We start from the raw sequence: 22,535 nt of genomic DNA on the forward strand, positions 1-22,535 counted from the left end.
GTATTCAGGTCAGATTTTTGGAGGTGCGTTGGTCTTACTTGCTACCAAGCCCGGTTCAAAAATCATTTAGTTCGCACTGTGATAATCATTCGTTGATACTTGGTGAGCGCTGGCGTTCCATTATCCGTTGCTTCAAGAATGAGATGAATCGTTTGACCACCCACAGCATCCTTTGGAATCTGCACTTCTGCCTGCGCCGACGTCGGATTTGAGATAACCACCTGGCCCGGATAGCTGCCTACCTGAAACTGCCACCAGTTGATGGATACTGCATTTTTATCCGGGTCGGAAACGGCCCCGTTCAGACGTATTTTATCACCGGCAGAAGCCATTACTGTTAATGGTCCTTCGACTCTTACAACCGGTTCATGATTGGCGTCGGCGTATTTAGGCGTAACCGACCATTTCAAACGGGCCGCAAAATCACGTTGGGCTTGGGGAAAGAAATTAGGGTAATCCGATTCCTTTGCTCTATTATTTAAGGTGCTTAGCGAAGTTGCCATGGCGTTGGCACTTGTATCTGGCGATACTCCGAACGAAAATCCCACTGCTTCCTTACCACCGATTCCACGGCCACCCCAGCCGCCATAACTGCTTGATTCGTAAGCCCGCAAGCCATTGCCTAGCATATTCATAAACGTGTGGTTATCACCTTCGCCTAGCCAGGAACCTTTCTCCTGCACCGGCATCCAGACCACATAGCCCATTTTCTTTAGCTCCTCCGTAGTCTTGCCTGCTATGCCAAAATAATCCATGATATCGCCTTTCACCATCTGTTTACCATCTCCCCAAACTCGGTATATGGAGCCTAAGGGGCCACGGTCCGATACGTTTTCCTTCATCCAGGATGCAGTTACATATGGAGCATTCTCAGGTTTAGCGTTCAACTGCGCGCCATATCCATAATTTGGGCCGGCTCTAAATTGTCGGTACTCAATTTCCGGCCAATTTGGTTTGATGTAGGTTGCATACGTATCGTCCTGATCACCAGAGGGTAGCAGTACTACTTTTCGCGCTATTTTCTTTTTAATGGATTCCCACTGCGTAGTGTACTCGTATTGATTCTGAATGGATTTGAGCGCGCGGGCAATCGTGCTTGCTCCGCCCCAGGCAGTAATAAAGAGTTGCCCCGGTTTATCATCCAGTATCAACGATTTAATCAAATCCGAACCCGGCGAATCTTTGGAGATATCACCGTCGAATTCAATGTTTCCGTAGCGGATTTTTGACTTGAGTTCTGCCGGAAGCGGATAATTGGGGTTGTGTACTTTCAGGTTCGGGTACACTTTTGTATACGCTTCGACAGCATCGTGGATAAAGTGTTCATCTTTAGTCCATCGCCACGACTCACAGGGACACAGTTTTAAGCCAAAACGGTTGTATTCCCTTCCCGGAACGAACCACTTTGTTCCTTTCCCATCGCCGGTCCAGTGAAATTGACTGCTGGCATAGATGAGCCCTTCAATGTCCAGGTCGCTACTGTAGAGCAGAAACCGGATCAATGAGTTATTGTCGTCTAATTCCGGGTCCGCTGTAATTATGATACGTGGCCGTACCTGCTTAACGGAAAGTTGCTGTGCCCGCAAAGAAGTAGACGTAGCGAAATAAATCAGGCAACCCAGACAGACGAGCGTTACGTTGTGTTTCATATCCGGGTCTGATTTATTGTTTGGATTTCATAAATCCCTGCTGCTCCATCCACTCCGCAAATCGCTCAATCCAGTGATCCGTTGGGATGTTTTGCTTGTTCATACCGAAGCCGTGTCCACCTTTAGCATACATGTGCATTTCGACGGGATGCTTGGCCGCCAGCCATTTACTGTATAAATCAACGCTATGCGGAGCCAGATTCAACTGATCGTCAGACGCACAAACGATAAACATCGGCGGTGCATCGGCCGCGACGGTACCTTGTAACGTAGCGGGCATATACGCGTAAATGGGTGCGACAAAATTTGGGCGATTTTCCGCCGAATAATTAAATGCCGACGAAGCCGTAACCGTACCACCCGCCGAAAAGCCGACAATACCAATCCGATCAGGAGCGATGCCGTATTCAGCCGCGTGTTTGCGAACGTAAGCAATGGCAGCCCTACCATCGGCAATCACCAGAGGGATTGTGGCTTTATTCTCGGCATCCCATTCAGCTTTGCGTGGGCCGTTCATCCCGGCCATCATGTCGGCAAACGGGTCGTCGGTGTTGATATGAGCTGTGCGGTATTTCAGCACAAAAGCGGTAATGCCTTTTTTGGCGAGCCAGGTTGCTACGTCGTTCCCTTCATTATCAATTGATAAAAAGTGAAAACCACCACCCGGACAGACAATGACCGACGTACCGTTGGCAACCGTCGGATCAGCCGGAAACACGGTAAGCGTCGGGTTCACTACGTTAAAAACTGTCACCAGCTTGATGGAATTCTTATTATTCTTTTTCTCTTCCCAATTCCACTTTTCGGAACCCGGTGCAGGGCCATCGTAAATACGTACCTCCTTTTGCTGAGCCTGAACCAGCCCTGATAGCAGGAAACAAAAAATGAAAAGTGCTCTCACGTCTGATTTTGTTTAGAACTAATGCGAATACACTTCCCAACCCATGTAGTTTTCCATGGCTTCTTTCAGGATGCCCGCCGTTTTGGATGCGTTCATCACGACATGGTGTTCAAACCCGTTTCGGCAGACGTACTGCATTAACCCTTGCAGGTTATTAATCTGAGCCACAGCCCGGTTGCCGAACGTATTGAGTGGGTCGTCGGTCAACATACCTTCTCCGATGTAAGCTTTCATAATACCTTTCGGGTCGTCGGTGCTGATACGTCCGAACGTCAATGGATTAGCCGGAGTGCGACCTGCGAGTGCACCAAACGTATTTTCTTCGCCAACGGTCGTGCCTAAAATCGGGGCCGTACTGATCTCAATATCAGGCAGGAAAGACTTGGCCCAGTTGCCGCAGTGGAAGAGTACGCATTTGTTTTCGTCGTCGGCGTAGTTGTTGTTCCAGTCCACCAAGGCACTCGGCGAGCCGGATGCTAGTTGCATGGCATACATGCTGAGGGTTCCTGTTACGTCCACCTCGCACGCGCTCGGCAGCATGTTCTCGCTCATGATGCTCATGCTCGTACAAACGTTACAGCCGTAGTTTTGCTGCAACGACGTCCAGCATTGAATGGCCGTAGCGTCGAGCGCGTGTTCCTGCATGAAATCGTTGAGTACTACGTCCAGCTTGGCAATTTGAACGAGTTTGTCGTCCGGTGTGCGGCCGGTAGGTGTGTACGCTTTAATCGCTTCTAGCCGATCTTTAACCGATTGATCATCCTTTGTCAGTTTATTGGCAAAACCCAGAATGTGCGACAGATCGATGGTGACTACCGAAATACCGTTACGTTGCAGAATCTTTTCGCTGTAACGTACCGTGTTGAACGCTCCCGGCCGTGCGCCAACGGCACCAATCCGGACGTTACGTAGCCCCTTGACAACCCGGCAAACGGCTATGAAATTCTTTAGATCAGCCTCAAAGCTAGGGTCGGAGGGATGTACTACGTGCTTGGTTGTCAGCGAGTATTTAATGCCAAACTGATAGAAATTGTTGCAGACCGAAATTTTTCCGCACCAGGCATCCCGCCGACGCGCTACGTCCAGCCGATTTAAGTCGTCGGGATACGCCTGAATGAGCACCGGTACGTCTAATCGAGCCAGTTTTAGGGTTTCGGCAATACCTTTTTCGTCGCCGAAATTGGGCAGTACAACCAGAACGCCCATAATTTCGTCGGCATGTTGGCGAAACAATTCGGCGCATTTTTGCGCTTCCTGAAACGTTTCAACGCCACCAAGTTTCGTGGCCGATTCGGGCAGCATAACGGGGTTAATGCCTGCTTTTTGGAAAGCATCCAGTAGGTCGGCGCGACATTCGCCAACCAGTTTATCGGGGAAAAAATCGCGGTTTCCAATGATGACGCCTAATGTAACAGGGCCTTTCGGTTTCGGGGTCATAGGTAATTAGTTAGCTATAATGAGTTCAATCTCGTTGTCGCGAAAAACCTGCTTGTGTTTCTCTTCGATGCCGGGGTCGGTAATGATGTAATCGATCAGCGACAAGGCACCTAAACTAGCCAGCGCGCTTTTGCCCATTTTGGTGGAATCAGCGACTAGATAGGTAATATCGGCCGCATCGATCATGGCTTTTTTTACCACTAAATCGCTGATACTCGGATACGTAAGCCCCGACTTGAGCGAAATGCCCGCCGTTGCCAGAAACAACTTCTGCACGTTGAGTCCTTTGAAAAAATCGGCAGCTTTTTGACCCGTCAGTGATAGGGTAGGAGGCTTAAATTCGCCACCCGTCATAATGACTTCAATACCCGGTTCGGCACCCAGAATGAATGCAATGTTCAAGGCGTTAGTAATCACCGTCAGGTTTTTGTACCCCCGCAGTTTTTTAGCGATCTCCGTCGTAGTAGAGCCGGAGTCAAGAATGATTGTGTCGCCAAACTCAATGAATTCCAGGCACTTTCTGGCGATCAATTCTTTTCGAGCCATATTCTCCTGGTTGCCCAGCGACAAGGTACGTACCTGATCTTCAATATTTTTCAGATATGCCCCGCCGTGTTCTTTGATCACCAACCCATCTTTTTCGAGTTTTTCCAAATCCTGGCGAATGGTAACCTCGGTTACCTTAAATAGTTTCGCCAGTTCAGTAACTTTAGCCGAGCCGTCTTCTTTAAGTAGTTCGAGAATTTTATCCCGCCGTTGATTCGCCAGCATAACTCAGATTTTTCGATTGGTTTCTATTTTTTGCAAGAAATAGACGAATTTCTAATTTTTAAACTCTTAAATGCAAATCAATAGCATCTATAGGCTACTAAATTTGGATATATTTAAGGTGAGAACCTTTAATTCGAAAACAAAAGAAAGAAAAAATAATAAATAAACAAAAAATAGAAAATATAACGCCTTTAGAAGTTGTATTTTCAGCCAGAATATTATTACGTTGCTCAAACGGTCATAAATTGTAGCATGGAAAAGCGAACGTTTCTGAGTGCAGAGTGGCGTAACCTGCTTATGCTCAATTATGAAGTACCAACAGACGTACTGATACCTCATTTGCCGCCCGCTACCGAACTGGACTTATGGGAAGGAAAAGCGTTGGTTAGTATGGTTGGTTTTCGGTTTCTCAACACGAAAGTACTGGGTATACGATGGCCGTGGCATGTCAACTTTGAGGAAGTTAATCTTCGCTTCTACGTTCGTCGTTTCGATGGAAAAGAGTGGAAACGGGGCGTTGTTTTCATCAGCGAAATTGTTCCGCGCCCCATCATTGCCACCGTGGCCAACGTATTGTATCATGAACGATATAGCTCAATGCCAATGCGTCACACGATTCAGGATGCAAACCCAGACAGCAAATTGATACGTTATGAATGGAAGCATAAAGGCCGCTGGAATGCGCTGGGCGGAACCGTTCTCACTGCGTTACAAGACATGCCGCCCGATGGCGCTGAGGCATTCATTTTTGAACACTATTGGGGATATAACAAACTGAGCGAAACGGCTACGCATGAATATCAGGTAGAGCACGTTACGTGGAAAATTGCTGAGGTTCGTGATGCATTTTTGGATGCCGACGTAGCGGAATTATATGGGCAGGAATTCACTCCTTTTTTGACAAAACCACCCGTCTCCGTCTTTTATGCCGACGGCTCGCCTGTATCGGTACGTATTGCCGGCAAAATTTATCGATAATCTGTTTCGCTGCTGACACACCGCTGTCACTACGTCGGTCGACCTTTGTTGTGGTCATTCATTAATACCAATAACCATGACAACACAACTGTCGATTCCCGAAAAGGCTTTATCCATTCAGGAAACGCTTCCCTTCACGGCGCTCACGTTTACCAGGCGCACTACGTTACGTACGCTCGCTCAATACGTGCGTACTGTTGCTGAAGATCTTTATGCTGAAGCCAGTCGACTTAACCTCGACGTATCTGGCCCAATATATTGGATTTACACAGGAAGCAGTGGCGACGAAAACCATGAATTTCAACTGGAAATTGCCTTACCCATCGCCCTGGCTGGCGAGTTTTCTACCGAATTTCCCTACAAAACGTTTCCCGCCTTTCGTTGCGCGGCCTACACCTATGCAGGACCCTGGAGCGATTTCGCTGAACTATACAAAATACTATTTACTCAATTCTATCGGGATGGTTATCAGGGCAATGGCAACGTTCGCGAGGTATATACTGTCATTGATTTTGAGAATCAGGAGAATTGCGTGACGGAGATTCAGATTGAACTGGTTTAAACGACTGCTTTTTTAAGATTTCCAACGGCTAAGCCAATCGCTATGATAGCTCCGGCAAAAGCGGTCCACATAATTGGTTTAGTAAGCTGGTGTTCCAAAGCGATAGCAATGTACGCCCATGCAAATACCAATATGTAAGCAATCGAACGAAACCGATTAAAAACAATTGCACCAACAACTAGCCCCACAATTAGTACGCCTAGCGCCCAGGTCGATTCACTTAAACCCATGAGCGAAAAGTCGGATGCTTTTAGATAAACGGCTACGTTCAGGATGGTCGCGACTGTCAGCCAGCCAAAGTAAATGGAGAAAGGTATGCGTGCCAGCCAGGTTTCGGTAGCGGTTGCCGTCGTTTCGGGTAACGTAGCGTCGGGGTCAATCGGAATAAGTGGTACGTTCGGGCGGGCGAGCAAGTATTGCTCAATAACGGCTGCTGAGAAAAGCATTACCAGAATAACCACCAAAGCCAGACCGATGCGTTCGTTGTTGAACAGTGGGCTCCAGATGCCATTACAGATTGTATTGAGCACAACCCACCAGCCAATTAATCGGAAACGTGGATTGGTACGTTGGGATGGTAAAGCCTGATATATGGCGAAAGCCAGCAGACCCAGAAAAATAAGCCCCCAGATGGCAAAAGCATAACCCGCTGGTGTGATTAAGGTATGGTATTTGTCTGAAATATCACCATTCGTTTTTCCTCCGAATGCTCCTGCATTTGACAGATAATTCATTGTAATCATTGCTATAACGCTGATTACGACCAGAATTTGTCTCGGTTTATCCTGCTGCATATAACAAATCCCATTAGCTGATACGGCTATCAACTAATGGGATTTGAGAATGTTATTAAGCGCTTGTTACAACTCCAGAATTTTAAATTCGGTCCGTCGGTTGCGTTGGTGCTCTTCTTCGGTTTTAGCGTTCTTGACGATTAACACCGATTCGCCATAGCCCTTATACGTCAAACGATCGGCGGCAATTCCTTTCGAAACAATATATTCAACCGCTGATTTCGCCCGATTCTGTGACAGTTTCTGGTTATAAGCATCGCTGGCGCGTGTATCCGTGTGCGAACCCAATTCGATTTTTAACGTCGGATTATCCTGTAGAATCGCCACCAATTTATCGAGCTCAACCGCGGCATCTGGACGGATGTTGTATTTATCCAGATCGTAGTAAATATTTTCGAGTACGAACGTTTTGTTGAGCGTTGCCTTGTCGAGCAAAATATCTACCGTAAAGGTCGTATCCGTTTGCGGTTTGGTCAGGAATATCTGTGGAATGCTTTTTCCCTGCATCGTAAACGCTTCCCGACGGGTTAGATAGCCTTTTCGCTGCGCCAGAATCGTGTAATCTTTACCTTCCACAAGCGGATATTTACCAAACGTACCGGGCTGACCCGTTACGACTTCTGCAATTGGCTGACCAGTAGCATCATCCAGAATGCGTACCTGCGCCGAATCGAGCGGGGTTACTGGCGTTTCGTTGGCAGAAACCGTTCCCGCCAGGAAATAACGTACCGTTTTTGGCGCATCGGCAGGCGGATTCTGGGCAACCGTTGGTGTTTCGGGCGTTATACCTTCCTGGAAGTAATAAATATCGTCATCGCCTTTACCACCTGGCCGGTTTGAAGCCAGAAAGCCTTTATTGGGGTCGGTATAAATTAAACCGAAATCATCGGAAGCAGAGTTAATGGGCTGCCCCATGTTTTCAACCCGCGTAACACCTCCCGAACGGGTTGCCACAAAAATGTCCAGTTTCCCTAAACCAGGATGGCCGTCAGACGCAAAATAAAGCTTGGCATTTGGTGCTACGTATGGAAACATCTCATCGCCCGGTGTATTGATATCGCGGCCCATGTTAACCGGGCGACTGAAACGTCCCGAAGCGTCGATGCTGGTCCGATATAAATCAATGCCACCCGCTCCACCGGCACGGTTCGAAGCAAAATAAAGCGTTTTCCCATCACCTGAAAAAGCGGGCGAACCGTCCCAGGCAGTCGAGTCGCTGATTGGCAAACGTAGTGGTTGGCTCCACACGTTACCATCGCCTAAACGGCTGATAAATAAATCAACATCAAGTCCACCTTTCCGTTTACCATTGTTTCCACGCGCAAAAACCATCGTCTTGCCGTCTTTTGTGAAAGCCGGGGTACCTTCGTTCACATCGCCCTGAAATACGTTGTTGCTGAATGGTTCGGGAGCAGGCGTCGTACCCGTTTCGTCAGGATTCTGATTCAACTTGGTTTTGTACAGACCTAGCATCGGCAGACCGTTGTTCTTGTACGTCGTTTCTTTCCGCGACGCCGTAAACACCAGCTCTTCACCACGTACCACAGGCGCAAATTCGGCACCGGTCGAGTTTAGATTGCCCATGTTTTTCAACGTAATGAGCAACTTGTTTTTCGAAATGATGTCAATGGCTTTCAGCGTTTCTACCTCGCGTTTGGCCTTATCGAGCGTAGGCTTTGCCGTGGTTTTTGGCGCGTTGGCAACGTACTGCTGTAACTGCTCCAAAGCAGCGCCGTAATTGCCCTGCGACTTCAGTGCATACGCGTAATTCAGGTGAGCGTCTGGTTCAGTAGTTTTGGCCTCAATGGCTTTCTGATAGAACGGAGCTGCCTCACCAAAGCGATTCGACAGACGGTACGATTCCGCTACGTAGTAATTGAGTCGGGCCTGGTCGATAGTACCCGTATTCGCTTTTTGAAACTGGGTGAGGGCAAGATTATATTCACCAGCGTCGAAATGACGGACGCCTTTTTTATAAGCCTGCATAGCCGAATTACAGCCACTCAGTCCGAGGGCCAGACTCAACGCCACCAGTAGCACCGACAACGTATTGATTTTCATAGAGATAATTGAGCAGAAAGTAATTCCGCGCCCAAGATAACGCAAATTTGAGCGGGTATTACTTTTAACGAATGGAATCCCCTAAATATTGAGCAGTTTATAACGTAACATGGCCCGACTAGTTCACTAATCGGGCCATGTTACGTTAGACTATCTTACTGAGCAACTTCGCTGGCTTCTTCGGCATAAGCCTCTACCGGTACGCAGGCACAAACCAGATTTCGGTCGCCGTATGCTGAATCGACACGGCTCACGCTTGGCCAGAATTTCCGCGCGCGAACCTGCGGCAGTGGATAAGCAGCCTTTTCGCGACTGTAGGGACGATTCCACTCATCATTAATCACAACCGATGCCGTGTGCGGAGCGTGTTTCAGTACGTTGCTGGTGCGATCAGCTGCGCCATTCTCGATTTCGCGAATTTCGTTACGTATCGCAATCATGGCATCGCAGAAACGGTCAAGTTCGGCTTTGGATTCGGATTCCGTTGGCTCGATCATCAATGTACCAGCCACTGGGAACGACACCGTTGGCGCATGGAAACCGTAGTCCATCAGGCGTTTGGCAATGTCCTCCACTTCTACGCCAGTCGACGATTTGAAAGGACGGCAATCGACAATCATCTCGTGCGCACAACGACCATTTGTGCCGGTGTACAACGTATCAAAATGGCCTTCGAGCCGCGCTTTGATATAGTTCGCGTTCAGAATGGCGCGTTTTGTTGCATTCGTTAGCCCATCCCCACCCATCATCGCGATATACGCATACGAAATGGTCAGAATGCTGGCCGACCCGTACGGAGCAGCCGAAATGAGCAGACTTGTACCTTCGGCTGATGACGTTGGATTCGCTTTTTGAATAGCAGGAACCACTGATGGTAAAAACGGAACCAGTTGCGAAGCCACGCCAATCGGACCCATACCAGGACCACCGCCACCGTGAGGAATACAGAACGTTTTGTGCAGATTCAGGTGGCAAACGTCAGCGCCAATTGAAGCGGGCGAGGTCAAACCAACTTGCGCGTTCATGTTGGCACCATCCATATATACCTGCCCGCCATGTTCGTGAATGGTCGCGCAGATTTCCTTGATGCTTTCTTCGTATACGCCGTGGGTCGATGGATACGTAACCATCAAACATGACAGTTCATTGCTATATTGTTCAGCTTTGGCTTTCAGGTCCGCTACGTCGATATTGCCCCGCTCGTCGCACTTCACAATCACGACTTTCATCCCCGCCATAACCGCGCTGGCCGGGTTAGTTCCGTGGGCCGACTGAGGAATCAGTGATACGTTCCGATGACTGTCGCCCCGGCTTTCGTGATACGCCCGAATCACCATCAGACCCGCATATTCGCCCTGAGCCCCAGAATTCGGTTGTAGCGACATGGCCGCAAATCCGGTAATTTCACAAAGCCAGTCGTTCAAATCACTGAATAGTTGCTGATACCCAAGCGTCTGATCTTTAGGCGCAAATGGGTGCAGTTTTCCGAACTCCGGCCACGTAACAGGAATCATCTCTGCCGTGGCATTGAGTTTCATGGTGCAGCTTCCCAGCGAAATCATCGAATGCACCAGCGACAGGTCTTTTTCTTCGAGCGATTTCAGGTAACGTAGCATTTCGTGCTCCGTATGGTGCGTATTAAACACCGGATGCGTCAGGTAATCCGACTGGCGGACGAGCGCTTCCGGCCAGGTGATTTCAAGCTCATTTAGTATAGCGTCCATGTCAGCTTTCACACCAAAAACCGTCAGCAATTCGCTTACGTCATGAAGCGTCTTTGCTTCATCGAACGATACGCTGACGTGTTCGCCATCAGGAAGATAGCGCAAGTTTACCTGAGCTGCCTTAGCCGATTTTTTCAGCGATTCTACGTCGTCCACGCGAATCGTGACTGTATCGAAATACTGTTCCGTAATGACTTCATGAGCGCACCAACGTAGCGCGGTAGCGAATGCTTTCGTAAGCCCATGAACCTGCTCAGCAATCGCACGAAGCCGTTTTGGGCCATGATACACGGCATAGCTACTTGCCATTACGGCCAGCAAAACCTGCGCCGTACAAATGTTCGACGTAGCTTTCTCCCGACGAATATGCTGCTCGCGGGTCTGAAGCGCCATACGTAGCGCGGGCTTACCTTCGGCATCTTGAGATACCCCAATAATCCGACCCGGAATCTGCCGTTTGAAAGCGTCGCGCGTAGCATAGAAACCAGCGTGTGGGCCACCATAACCCATTGGAACGCCGAACCGTTGCGACGAACCAACCACTACGTCGGCACCCATTTCACCGGGCGACGTCAGTAGTGTCAGCGCTAGCAAATCGGCGGCAACTGCTACGTTGATATTCAGTTCGTGAGCTGTGGCAATCAGATCAGTATAATCAAACACAGCACCATCGGATGCTGGATATTGGAGCAACAAACCAAAGATACCCTCGCTAGTCAGGTCTACGCTCTGGTGATCGCCAATTACTACGTTGATATCCAGTGGAATGGCCCGCGTTATTACTACGTCGATGGTTTGCGGATGGCAGCGTTCTGATACAAAGAATGTAGCCGCATTTTTCTTTGCGGCTGGACGTAGCGCGTACAGCATGTGCATGGCTTCGGCGGCTGCGGTCGCTTCATCAAGCAGCGATGCGTTGGCTAAATCCATCCCCGTTAGATCCGATACAACCGTCTGGAAATTCAACAGGGCTTCGAGACGCCCCTGTGCAATTTCAGCTTGATAAGGCGTGTAGGCCGTATACCATGCCGGGTTTTCCAGAATGTTACGTAGAATGACATTCGGCGTAATGGTATCATAATAACCCGCGCCGATGTACGATTTAAAAACTTTATTCTGTCCGGCCAGCTTTTTAAAATCCGTCAGAAACTGCATTTCTGATTTGGGAGCCGGTAAATCAAGCGATTTCTCAAGTCGAATAGCTTGTGGAATGGTTTGCTCGATAAGCTGGTCGAGCGAGTCGACACCAACTGTTTTGAGCATATCGGCCTGAGCCGCATCGGTTTGACCGTGGTGACGATCTTCGAAGATGTCTGTCTGCTGAAGCGTTAATTTCATCTTGGGAAACCCGCGTGTTCGTTTGGATGGAAACCCAAATTTACGCCAAAATGTGCGATTCGCCGATACGTTCTGGAAGATTTGGCCCCGACAAGTTCTGGCTGTTGGAGTCGTGATAGGGACTAACTAAACAATTATTAAGGCAACCCATAGCCAGAGCCTGTGGGAGCCTATTAAAAAAATATCGTCATTTGGGCGATCAACTCAAAACCTCGCATGATATTTGTTAAGCGGGTTTATGATAGATTTCTTTTCACCCTTGACCTTTACCCATATTCATGAAAGTTGTGATTCTTGCCGGCGGACTGGGCACTCGCCTGAGTGAAGAAACAGTCGTTAAGCCCAAACCCATGGTCGAAGTTGGCGGTATGCCGATTCTATGGCACATCATGAAAATCTATTCGGCGCACGGTTACAATGAGTTTATTATCTGCGTGGGCTACAAGGGCTACATCATCAAGGAATATTTTGCCAATTATTTTCTGCATCAGTCCGACGTAACGATTGACTTAAGCACGAATCAGATACAGATTCACGACTCGCACGCCGAACCCTGGAAAATTACGCTGGTCGATACGGGTAAAGACAGCATGACGGGTGGACGTATCAAACGAATTCGCCATCACGTTGGAAACGAGCCTTTTATGTTAACCTACGGCGATGGGGTGGGTGATGTCGATATTACAAAGCTGGTCGCTTTTCATCAGGAACATGGGAAAAGGTGTACACTAACCGCCGTTCAGCCGTCGGCTCGCTTTGGGGCGCTCGATGTGAGTGAAGCGGAAGGCGTGCGTTCGTTTCTGGAAAAACCTAAAGGTGACGGTGCCTGGATTAACGGCGGCTTTTTCGTCTGCCAGCCCGATGTATTTGACTACATTGAAGGCGATAGCACCACCTGGGAACGTTATCCGATGGAAACCCTCGCGGCCGAAGGCGAACTAATGGCGTTCCGGCATTACGGTTTCTGGAAACCAATGGATACGTTACGTGATAAACTTGAACTCGAAACCGCCTGGAACTCAGGCACTGCTGACTGGAAAATCTGGTAAGCTCGCCTGACTCATGACGAAACCTCTTTTCGCCGACCAATACCGCAACAAAACTGTGCTTCTAACCGGCCACACGGGCTTCAAAGGCTCCTGGCTGGCATTCTGGCTGCACCAGCTTGGCGCAAAAGTAGTTGGCTATGCATTACCTGCTCCCAGCGAACCGAGCCATTGGGAGTTACTTGACTTACCCATTACAAGCCAGCTAGGTAACATCAACGATCTGGCGCAACTAAAACAAACATTTGCGGAGGCTCAACCGGATGTAGTGATTCACATGGCCGCGCAGCCTCTGGTACGTTATTCGTATCAACATCCGCTAGAGACTATTGAAACGAATGTAATAGGTACGGCCAAAGTGCTGGAATGCATTCGACAAACGCCTTCCGTTCGAGCTGCTGTCATTATTTCGAGCGATAAATGCTACGAAAATCCCGAGGATGGCCATGCCCTAACCGAAAGTGACCCTATGGGCGGTTACGATCCCTATAGCATGTCGAAGGGCGGAACAGAATTGGTAACCAGTAGTTATCGAAATTCATTTTTCAATCCTTCTCAATACGGCCAAATTCATAATACGTTGATTGCCAGCGTACGTGCCGGAAACGTAATCGGTGGGGGAGATTGGGCCGCCGACCGGCTGATTCCAGATTTAATTCGGGGAAGTGTATCGGGGAAGCGTGTCATCATTCGAAACCCTGAAGCCGTTCGTCCGTGGCAGCACGTACTGGAGCCTCTATCGGGTTATTTGCTGGTGGGCCAACAACTGTTAGAAGGGAACGTAGCAGCCGCAACAGGCTGGAATTTCGGGCCTGCGGTTGACGATATTTTGTCCGTTCGGGAGGTAGTTCAGTTGGCGCAGCAACATTGGGACGTAGTAGGTATTGATGAACAGCCATCGGCGCAAAACCCGCACGAAGCACACGTATTAAAACTCGACTGCACCAAAGCGCACCAATCGCTAAACTGGTATCCAGTCTGGTCAACCAGCGAGGCTATCGAACGTACCATCAACTGGTATCGAACGTATTACCAGCAAAACTTACTTACTACGTCCGACGATTTGCAGGCATACGTAACAGAGGCTCAAAAACACGATCTTATCTGGACGAAATGACGTTTACGGAAACATCTTTACCCGGCACTTACCTCATTACGTTGTCGCCACGTAGCGACAGCCGGGGTTGGTTTGCCCGTACGTACGATAAACAGTTGTTCGGCCAGATTGGCCATACGGAAGATTGGGTGCAGATGAATCACTCGATGACCCGTCAGACAGGTGCGATACGTGGCCTACATTTTCAAAACCCACCTTTTGCTGAAATCAAACTGGTACGTTGCGTGGCTGGCCGAGTCTTTGACGTAGCAGTTGATTTACGAAAAGATTCACCAACCTTTCTGAAGTGGTTTGGCGCGGAGTTATCGGAGGAGAACGGGCAGATGCTGTACATCCCGAAAGGATTTGCGCATGGTTTCCAGACGCTTACCGAAAATTGTCAGCTCGTTTATTGCCACAGTGCTTATTACACACCCCAATCGGAAAGCGCCATTCGTTACAACGACCCGAAGCTGGCAATCGACTGGCCTTTACCTGTTACAGATTTATCGGAGCGCGACGCTACACACCCACTTTTAGATGACCGATTCGTCGGCTTAACTATTTGATTGTCATGAACTGCCGTTTTTGTGAAACACCTTTAGAGCACGTTTTTATCGATCTGGTCAACTCGCCCGCGTCGAACTCGTTTCTGACGCAGGAGCAACTCAACGAACCCGAAACGTTCTATCCGCTAAAGGTCTATACATGCCCGAAGTGCTTTCTGGTGCAGGTTGATGAATACAAAAAATCGGACGCTATTTTTGATAGTGACTACGTCTATTTTTCTTCATTTTCAACCAGTTGGCTCGCTCACGCCAAACGCTACGTGGATAGGATGACCGAGCGATTCGGCTTGAATAAAGACTCGCAGGTGGTTGAAATAGCGTCAAACGATGGCTATCTGCTGCAATATTTCCTCGAAAAACATATCCCCGTTTTGGGCATCGAGCCAACCGCCAACACGGCTGCCGTAGCGATTGAGAAAGGAATTCCGTCGATTACCCGTTTTTTCGGAACCGAACTGGCTCGTGAGTTAGCACAGCAAGGCACAAAAGCCGATTTGTTGTTGGGAAACAACGTATTGGCGCACGTTCCCGACATCGTGGATTTTGTGGCGGGGATGAAGATTATTCTTAAGCCGAACGGCGTAGTGACAATGGAATTTCCGCATCTACTAAATCTGATTGCTCAGAACCAGTTCGATACCATTTACCACGAACATTTTTCGTACCTCTCGTTCTATACCGTCAGCCAGATTTTTGCCGCGCAGGGGCTGGTGATGTTCGATGTAGACGAAATCCCGACGCACGGCGGTTCGCTACGTATCTACGCCAAACACGCAGAAAATGATACGTTGGCGATTTCTGACAACGTAGCGACCCTGCTTAAAAAAGAGGAAGAAGCTGGCCTAACCACGCTGGATCACTATAACGGTTTTCAGGATAAGGCAGAGCAGATAAAACTGAAACTGCTACGCTTCCTGATTGATCAGAAAGAGGCCGGGAAATCGGTTGCAGCGTATGGCGCGGCTGCCAAAGGTAATACGTTGCTCAATTTCTGTGGCGTGAAGCATGACCTCATCGACTATGTAGTGGATGCCAATCCTGCTAAGCAGAACAAGTTTTTGCCCGCCAGCCACATTCCCGTTGTACAGGAAGACGTATTAAAAACCAACAAACCCGACTACGTTCTGATTTTGCCCTGGAACATCCGCGACGAAATCACGAAACAACTGGCTTATATTCGCGAATGGGGTGGGCAGTTTGTGGTAGCCATTCCTGAACTAACGGTTTTGTGAGCAACGTAACAACAGTATTGGTAACCGGCGCAACAGGCTTTATCGGTCAGCACATCATCGAACAATTGCTGGCGATAGAGGGCGTACGTATTATCGCAACCGCCCGAACCGAGCCCTCAACAGAGCGAGCAAACTGGCTTCCGAAAGTGCAGTTTATTCCGTTTGACATTGCTGCTGATTCTACCGATATAGACCTGTTTACACATTTTGGGAAACCCGACGTAGTAATTCATCTGGCTTGGTCGGGGTTACCTGATTACCGGTCGATGGCGCATCTCGATACGTACTGGCTCCAGCATTATCGTTTTCTGACGAATTTTCTGGCTAATGGTCTAACCAATTTGACCGTAACAGGCACTTGTCTGGAATATGGCCTACAGTCAGGTTGTCTTTCTGAAAGCTTGGCGACGCTTCCAACAACAGCTTATGGGCTGGCAAAAGATACATTACGAAAATCGCTTGAGTTATACGTAGCGGGCCGGAACGTATCGTTTAAATGGCTTCGGCTATTTTATATGTACGGGCGTGGGCAAAACCCAAAATCCTTGCTAGCGCAGTTGGAAACAGCCGCGTTACGTGGCGACACTACGTTCAACATGTCTAAAGGCGAACAGTTACGCGATTATTTGACCGTAACCGACGTAACATCGAGCATTATTCAAGTGTCTATGCAACAGAATATTACCGGAATTTTTAATATCTGTAGCGGTCAGCCGGTATCTGTACGAACATTAGTGGAACGATTTATGCAAGAACATAAGTACCAGCTCCAGCTTAATCTGGGTTATTACCCGTACCCCGACTATGAGCCGCTGGCTTTCTGGGGAGATAATCAAAAATTACAAACCATACTGAATCCATGAATGCACTTTATTCAGTAACCCATATACCGATCTTTCAGAATAAACTTTATCCTTCATTTCAGGATGCTGTACAGTCCACAACCGGCGATGTCGAGTTAGTTATTGACCCCGATTCTGGGCTCGTCAAAAACCGGTATTTCGACCCCCAATTAATGGAGTACGATGAAAACTACCAGAACGAGCAGAATTATTCGCCATATTTCCAGCATTATCTGGAAGAAGTGTCCGATACAGTAGAATCCTTTATTAACCATAATAAATCGCTGAATATCATCGAAATCGGCTGTGGGAAGGGTTATTTTCTGGAGCATTTACGCAGGAAAGGATATTATGTAACCGGCTATGACCCCACTTATGAAGGCGATGCAGATTACATTGTAAAGGATTACTTTGGCCAAAACAATGAAAAAACGAATGGCGATATGCTCATTTTACGCCATACTATGGAGCACATCCCAAACCCGTTTTCGTTTTTACGAACAATTGCTGAAGCGAATGGGCATCGGGGCAAAATCTTTATTGAAGTTCCAACGCTTGACTGGATAGCCGACAATAATGCGTTTTGGGACGTATTTTATGAGCACTGCAATTACTTTACAGAATCATCATTCGGTAACCTTTTTTCGACAGCCCAAACGGGGCGGCTATTTAATGGGCAGTATATGTATTTATTTGCCGATTTGGCCGATTTAAAGTCGACGATTGATGAGCATGTTATTGATAAAGACAAATTAATGCTTGACTTCTCCGGTACGCTCGAAAAATGGACGAAGTGGCTTGAACAGTATCATCAGGAAGGGATTGCCGTTTGGGGCGCTGGCGCCAAAGGTTCGACGTTTGTAAATCGACTGGACAGAGAGGTAACGCTTGTTAAATGTCTGGTTGATATCAGCCCTCGAAAATACGGCAGATACGTAGCAGGAACTGGTCATCCGGTTTTGAGTCCAGACGCTTTCCGCACTCGCACCGACGTTCGACATATTCTGGTTATGAATCCCAATTATCTGGACGAAATCAAGGCTCAGTTTGCGCCGGGTACGTATAATATCCTGCCTTTAGAATAACGTAGCAGTTTGCCAGACACTGACGTTCAAATAAATTGATCTTCAAGATTTTCTTTATTAACATTCCTAGTATTATGGACAATCAGCCAATAACCCAGTTCTTTAACGAATCTGCTCAGCGAGTCGCTTCCTACCCGAATAATAAAACCCTGACCGAGGCTGCCGAAGTATTCAATACTGTTTCTATTCAGGAGCAATACTCGTATAATTTCACCTGGATGGGTCGCCCAATTATACAGTACCCACAGGATTTGGTGGCGATGCAGGAATTAATCTGGCGTATTCAACCCGACATTATCATAGAAACAGGTATTGCTCACGGAGGTTCGCTGATTTTCTATGCTTCTATGCTGGAATTGATTGGGAAAGGGGAAGTTGTTGGCATTGATATCGATATTCGGGAACATAATCGGCAGGCTATTGAGAGCCATCCAATGTTCAAGCGGATTAAAATGATTCAGGGATCGTCTGTCGATCAGCAGATTGTAGACCAGATAGCAGCTTTAGCTGCTGGAAAACAAACGATACTGGTTTGTTTAGATTCTAACCATACGCACGATCACGTAGCGAAAGAGTTAACCTTATATTCCCCCTTTGTAACAGTAGGTTCTTATTTAGTTGTTTTTGATACGATTGTGGAGGATTTACCAGCTAACTTGTATAATAATCGTCCCTGGGATAAAGGCGATAATCCCAAAACGGCCGTTTGGGAGTTTTTAAAGAAGAATGACAACTTCGAAATTGATCACGCTATCGATAATAAATTACTGATTTCGGTCGCGCCTGAGGGCTATTTGAAACGAGTGAAGTAAGCAACCTATGGATGCTTTACCTAAGATTACCATTGTTATTCCGACTCGTGAGCGGCTTTCTACGTTGCAGTGGACGTTGAAAACCTGTCTGACCCCACAAGTCGACAATTACGAAATTTTGGTCAGCGATAATTTTAGTCAGGATGGTACCCGGGATTATGTTGAATCACTTCGCGACCCGCGTATTCGTTACGTAAATACGGGCAAACGTATCAGTATGTCGCATAACTGGGAGTTTGCCCTGAGCCACATCGCTGAAGGCTTCGTATCGTATGTAGGTGATGATGACGGTATTTTGCCAGATACAATTGAGCGTGTAAGGTCATATATTAAGGAGTATAACGTAGCAGCTGTTAACAGTAAAGCCATTAATTACTGCTGGCCTAGCCATATTGATCCTGCGCTTAAAAATCTGTTAACTATTCCGCTCAAAAAAGGCTTCACTCTGTTGGAGTCGTCGGCGGTGCTGACTGACGTAGCAGCCGGACTTCGGACGTATCACGACTTACCTTGGCTATACGGAGGTTTTGTATCGGTTGACATAATTAATACGAATAAAAAACGCTCTGGCGGTTCGTTTTTTTTATCGCAGATTCCAGATGTGTATTCCGGCGTTTCACTAACCAAAATCATTCCCCGCTACGGTTATTCATACAAACCCCTGATTATAAATGGTATATCAGGACACAGCACGGGCTCTTCTTATTTTAGTCCGGATAAAAGTCAGAAATCGCAGACTACGTTTTCCAGCGAGGAAAATATTCCTTTTCATCACAAGTTTGTTCCTGGGCCCGCCATTCAGGTATTAATTTCAGAAAGCTGGCAACAGGCATATGATCGAAAGTTGATCGATAGTGCGCCAGATATTCGTGCTACGTTGATACAGGCTGCTAAAGAGAGCCGGGTAGAGTCGTCTTTATACCAGCAAAAAGCAAAAGAGATGTTGCTACAGGTTGCACACCTCAACGAGATTCCAGCATCGTTTGTCGAAGAGTTGTTTGCAAAACCGAGTGGGCGTGGAGGTTTGACAAAGAAGATAGACTTAGTGAAAAAATATTTGTCGCAGAAAATCGCTGTGGCCGATGCGTCGCGTTGGAAGGTAACAAACGTCTACGAAGCGTCGCAACTCTGTGACAAATTGTTGCATAATAATAACGGTTGGGGCTTTGTTGTAAGCAACTTGGGGCGATTTGCTCTATCGCGTATAAGCGCTAAATAACGTCTGTCAGAATAATAAAACTATATATTCTTATTGCTGCCTACTTGAGACGAAGGGCATTCATGTAGCTGCGCTTCAGATGAGACTATAGAGAGGGAAGAATGTAGCTGCGAAAAGTATAAGAGAAAGCTGCAACTATCAATAATAAGCCGGACCCTAAGGCCCGGCTTATTAAATTGACGAATGAATAGCTGTTACGGTTTAACAACCCGAATCACTTGCCGCTGAGTAGCTGTGCTCACCTGTAGTAAAAACACGCCTGGCTTACTGCCTATATTTAGTTTAACCCGGTCAAGAACACCCGCTTGCTCCAGGTGTTGATCTTGCAAACGTTGCCCACCCAAATCGACTAGCTCCAGATTGACTCGCTGGCCTTCAACACCACTAATTTCTAATTCCAGACTTTGTGTTTGTACAGGGTTTCCAAGCACTTTCACCTGTAAGCCTGTTCCAGCTTCCGATGCGCCAACCCGGCCAGATGCGGGGCAAGCTTGCAGCCAGTTATAGGCATAGCTGGTTTGTACACCACTTTGCTGCGCTCGGAGGTTGATTACTGGATTATCTGTGAAAAGATCCAGCCTATATGGCCCTGCTGCCGTGGTGGGCAATATCTCATTAACCGCCGAGAAACTAATTGGACTACCATTTACCCCACTGTACTGGGGAGTAAACGTAAGCCTACGTTGATCGCTCCTTAATACCTCACAACTGACCGTACTTACCCCAACAATGGAAAACCCGGATGTTTGGCAGGCTGCCAGCCAGTTGTAGACGTAACGGGCTTCAGGACTACCAGATTGTTTGGCGACCATGACAACGCTGGGGTTATCAATATAAAGTGTTAGGCTATAAGGGCCGGATGAGGTTGTGGGTAACATTTCCTTGGTAACCGAGAAGCTGACCGGGCTAGCGTTGGTACCTGAGTAAACAGGAGTAAATCGAACCTGATAGCCTAGTTGTCTGGCGTCAATTGGCTGACACTGAATTGTATTGACGGAACTGATAGCAAAGTTGCCGGTCTGAATTTGCAAAGAGAGAGTATTAGATGGCAGGCCAGTACAACTTCCTTGTGAGCAGGTAGCCGAAAGAGAATACGAACCGGGTTGCGAGAACGTATAGATATTGCCATTAGCCTGTCCGATTCCGCCGACAGGGGTCCAGTTAAGACTACCTGAGCATCCAGTGGCGGTGACGGATATAGGCTGGTTAGAGACTAGAGAACTAGCGAATAAAGTCGGAGGGGTCGATTTCTTGATATCGTAGATAAATAAAGCGGGTTGTCCGAGACATTCGGTTCCAGGATTGAATCGCCGATCGTTGTTAAGATCAATATAAGGCGTAAACGTTTCGCTCAAGGTTCCGGTAATGTTTGGATTGAGCAACGTATAAGCACCATAAGAGCGGTTGAAGTATTCAATTCCTACGTCTGTCTGTGCCCGCTGTGCGGGAACCGGTAGGCCATCAAACGCTACGTTTCCGTCTGAGTTCATTCGTTCGATAAAACGAAGATTGGCCGTCGGTACATCAGCAGTCAACATACCTACTACCATTTGACCGCCGTTGCAAAAGGTTAAGGTAGTAGCTGTGGGTGAAGCGTTAGAGATGACCGCTGTGTTGCTGCTCGAAACCGTAAAACTAAATGCGGCCGAAGCGCAGGTAGCTTGTGTAGATTCGCTAGTATACAACTGAGTTACTTCGGTTTCTGATAATGCCCGATTGTAAATGCGAATATCATCCAGTTTGCCTCTGAAAAACTCGTCGGATCGCCAGGGGCCAGAACCTATATACAGACTCTCCGGTGAAGGCGTGTAATTACCTGTATAAACACCTGTACTTGATAAAACGCCGTCCACGTACGACCGAATCTGCTGACCCGATTTGGTGAACACAACTTGCTTCCAGGTATTTACCGGTATGGATTGGTTGGTAAAGTAGTCATTTGACGCTGGCAGAACGGTTGATGGAGTAGGCCTAAGGACAAGTTGGCCGGGCAAGTTGTTGAAAATGACAAACCCCTGACTACCGCCATACTTAGCCATCAACATGCTGGCAATACGTGTCTCATCCAACGTACTGGTGCCATACTCATTAATATTGACCCAGATGGAATAGGTAAAGTTAAGACTATTAAGATCGGCTTTGTGAGCCACCTCAATTCGATCATCGACCCCATCAAAGCTGTAAGCTTTGGAGGCATTGCCAAAGCGGTCGGCAGTCACGCTTGCTCCATTTACCAAGCCATTGTGGCCGGTCCCAGTTTCATCGTTAGCATTGCCATTGAAGGGATAGTAGGCCACCAAACCGGCACTAGGGGCCTGGGCGAGAGCCATAAATGATACAAAAACGTTAATTTCCAATAAGAAAAGCGCTCGTAAAAATGTCTGCATAGATCGAATTTAAAATCAGTTTGGAGTTTGTT

The 22,535-nt window shown here is 47.7% G+C and carries 18 protein-coding genes; 10 read left to right on the forward strand and 8 right to left on the reverse strand.

Annotated features, from left to right (window positions below):
• Nucleotides 1-62: 62 nt before the first annotated feature.
• Genes ACYVF1_RS22695 through ACYVF1_RS22710 form a run of 4 tightly spaced genes read right to left on the reverse strand, consistent with a single transcriptional unit; the run spans nucleotide 63 to nucleotide 4,758 of the window.
• On the reverse strand, nucleotides 63-1,649 hold the full coding sequence (locus tag ACYVF1_RS22695; protein WP_461083157.1) for a DUF1593 domain-containing protein: 1,587 nt from the start codon (nucleotides 1,647-1,649) through the stop codon (nucleotides 63-65).
• A gap of 13 nt (nucleotides 1,650-1,662) precedes the next feature.
• Nucleotides 1,663-2,550 carry an alpha/beta hydrolase gene (locus tag ACYVF1_RS22700; RefSeq protein ID WP_461083159.1) on the reverse strand — a complete coding sequence of 296 codons (888 nt, stop codon included), beginning with the start codon at nucleotides 2,548-2,550 and terminating at the stop codon, nucleotides 1,663-1,665.
• A gap of 18 nt (nucleotides 2,551-2,568) precedes the next feature.
• Entirely contained in the window at nucleotides 2,569-3,987 is a 1,419-nt protein-coding gene (locus ACYVF1_RS22705) for an L-fucose/L-arabinose isomerase family protein (protein WP_461083161.1), read from the reverse strand.
• 6 nt (nucleotides 3,988-3,993) lie between these two features.
• Complete coding sequence (locus ACYVF1_RS22710; RefSeq protein ID WP_461083163.1) at nucleotides 3,994-4,758, reverse strand: DeoR/GlpR family DNA-binding transcription regulator; 765 nt, start codon at nucleotides 4,756-4,758, stop codon at nucleotides 3,994-3,996.
• Nucleotides 4,759-5,010: 252 nt separating this feature from the next.
• On the opposite strand from ACYVF1_RS22710, the gene ACYVF1_RS22715 reads away from it, so the two are divergent.
• Both ACYVF1_RS22715 and ACYVF1_RS22720 read left to right on the forward strand, forming a co-directional pair.
• Entirely contained in the window at nucleotides 5,011-5,736 is a 726-nt protein-coding gene (locus tag ACYVF1_RS22715; RefSeq protein ID WP_461083165.1) for a YqjF family protein, read from the forward strand.
• Nucleotides 5,737-5,812: 76 nt separating this feature from the next.
• Nucleotides 5,813-6,298, forward strand: a complete 486-nt coding sequence (locus ACYVF1_RS22720) for a GyrI-like domain-containing protein (RefSeq protein WP_461083167.1) — start codon at nucleotides 5,813-5,815, stop codon at nucleotides 6,296-6,298.
• On the opposite strand, the gene ACYVF1_RS22725 is transcribed toward ACYVF1_RS22720, so the two are convergent.
• The 3 genes from ACYVF1_RS22725 to gcvP form a co-directional block, all read right to left on the reverse strand.
• The gene (locus ACYVF1_RS22725; protein WP_461083169.1) at nucleotides 6,295-7,032 is read right to left on the reverse strand and encodes a tryptophan-rich sensory protein; all 738 of its coding nucleotides are present in this window, start codon (nucleotides 7,030-7,032) and stop codon (nucleotides 6,295-6,297) included. The genes ACYVF1_RS22720 and ACYVF1_RS22725 overlap by 4 nt on opposite strands.
• A 126-nt stretch (nucleotides 7,033-7,158) precedes the next feature.
• The gene (locus ACYVF1_RS22730) at nucleotides 7,159-9,153 is read right to left on the reverse strand and encodes an OmpA family protein (RefSeq protein ID WP_461083171.1); all 1,995 of its coding nucleotides are present in this window, start codon (nucleotides 9,151-9,153) and stop codon (nucleotides 7,159-7,161) included.
• A 155-nt stretch (nucleotides 9,154-9,308) separates the two neighbouring features.
• Complete coding sequence (gcvP, locus tag ACYVF1_RS22735; RefSeq protein WP_461083173.1) at nucleotides 9,309-12,215, reverse strand: aminomethyl-transferring glycine dehydrogenase; 2,907 nt, start codon at nucleotides 12,213-12,215, stop codon at nucleotides 9,309-9,311.
• Nucleotides 12,216-12,493: 278 nt separating this feature from the next.
• Here gcvP and rfbF point away from each other — a divergent pair, with 278 nt between their 5' ends.
• The 8 genes from rfbF (at nucleotide 12,494) to ACYVF1_RS22775 (ending at nucleotide 20,116) form a co-directional block, all read left to right on the forward strand.
• Entirely contained in the window at nucleotides 12,494-13,264 is a 771-nt protein-coding gene (rfbF, locus tag ACYVF1_RS22740) for a glucose-1-phosphate cytidylyltransferase (protein ID WP_461083175.1), read from the forward strand.
• 13 nt (nucleotides 13,265-13,277) lie between these two features.
• Nucleotides 13,278-14,378, forward strand: a complete 1,101-nt coding sequence (rfbG, locus tag ACYVF1_RS22745; RefSeq protein WP_461083177.1) for a CDP-glucose 4,6-dehydratase — start codon at nucleotides 13,278-13,280, stop codon at nucleotides 14,376-14,378.
• Nucleotides 14,375-14,926, forward strand: coding sequence for a dTDP-4-dehydrorhamnose 3,5-epimerase (gene rfbC / locus ACYVF1_RS22750; RefSeq protein ID WP_461083179.1), 552 nt, complete (start codon nucleotides 14,375-14,377; stop codon nucleotides 14,924-14,926). The genes rfbG and rfbC overlap by 4 nt, the downstream gene beginning before the upstream one ends.
• A 5-nt stretch (nucleotides 14,927-14,931) precedes the next feature.
• Nucleotides 14,932-16,158, forward strand: a complete 1,227-nt coding sequence (locus ACYVF1_RS22755) for a methyltransferase domain-containing protein (RefSeq protein WP_461083181.1) — start codon at nucleotides 14,932-14,934, stop codon at nucleotides 16,156-16,158.
• A complete protein-coding gene (locus ACYVF1_RS22760) occupies nucleotides 16,155-17,021 on the forward strand; it encodes an NAD-dependent epimerase/dehydratase family protein (RefSeq protein ID WP_461083183.1) in 867 nt (288 codons plus the stop codon). The genes ACYVF1_RS22755 and ACYVF1_RS22760 overlap by 4 nt, the downstream gene beginning before the upstream one ends.
• Nucleotides 17,018-18,085 (forward strand): class I SAM-dependent methyltransferase, encoded by a 1,068-nt coding sequence (locus ACYVF1_RS22765; protein WP_461083185.1) that lies wholly within the window; start codon nucleotides 17,018-17,020, stop codon nucleotides 18,083-18,085. Before ACYVF1_RS22760 ends, ACYVF1_RS22765 begins: the two co-directional genes overlap by 4 nt.
• 74 nt (nucleotides 18,086-18,159) lie before the next feature.
• A complete protein-coding gene (locus ACYVF1_RS22770; protein WP_461083186.1) occupies nucleotides 18,160-18,897 on the forward strand; it encodes a cephalosporin hydroxylase family protein in 738 nt (245 codons plus the stop codon).
• A gap of 7 nt (nucleotides 18,898-18,904) precedes the next feature.
• Nucleotides 18,905-20,116 (forward strand): glycosyltransferase family 2 protein, encoded by a 1,212-nt coding sequence (locus ACYVF1_RS22775; protein WP_461083188.1) that lies wholly within the window; start codon nucleotides 18,905-18,907, stop codon nucleotides 20,114-20,116.
• A 194-nt stretch (nucleotides 20,117-20,310) separates the two neighbouring features.
• Here the strand turns inward: ACYVF1_RS22775 and ACYVF1_RS22780 are convergent, their stop codons facing one another.
• Complete coding sequence (locus tag ACYVF1_RS22780; RefSeq protein ID WP_461083190.1) at nucleotides 20,311-22,446, reverse strand: LamG-like jellyroll fold domain-containing protein; 2,136 nt, start codon at nucleotides 22,444-22,446, stop codon at nucleotides 20,311-20,313.
• Nucleotides 22,447-22,535 lie beyond the last annotated feature (89 nt).

The organism is Spirosoma flavus (assembly GCF_054778555.1).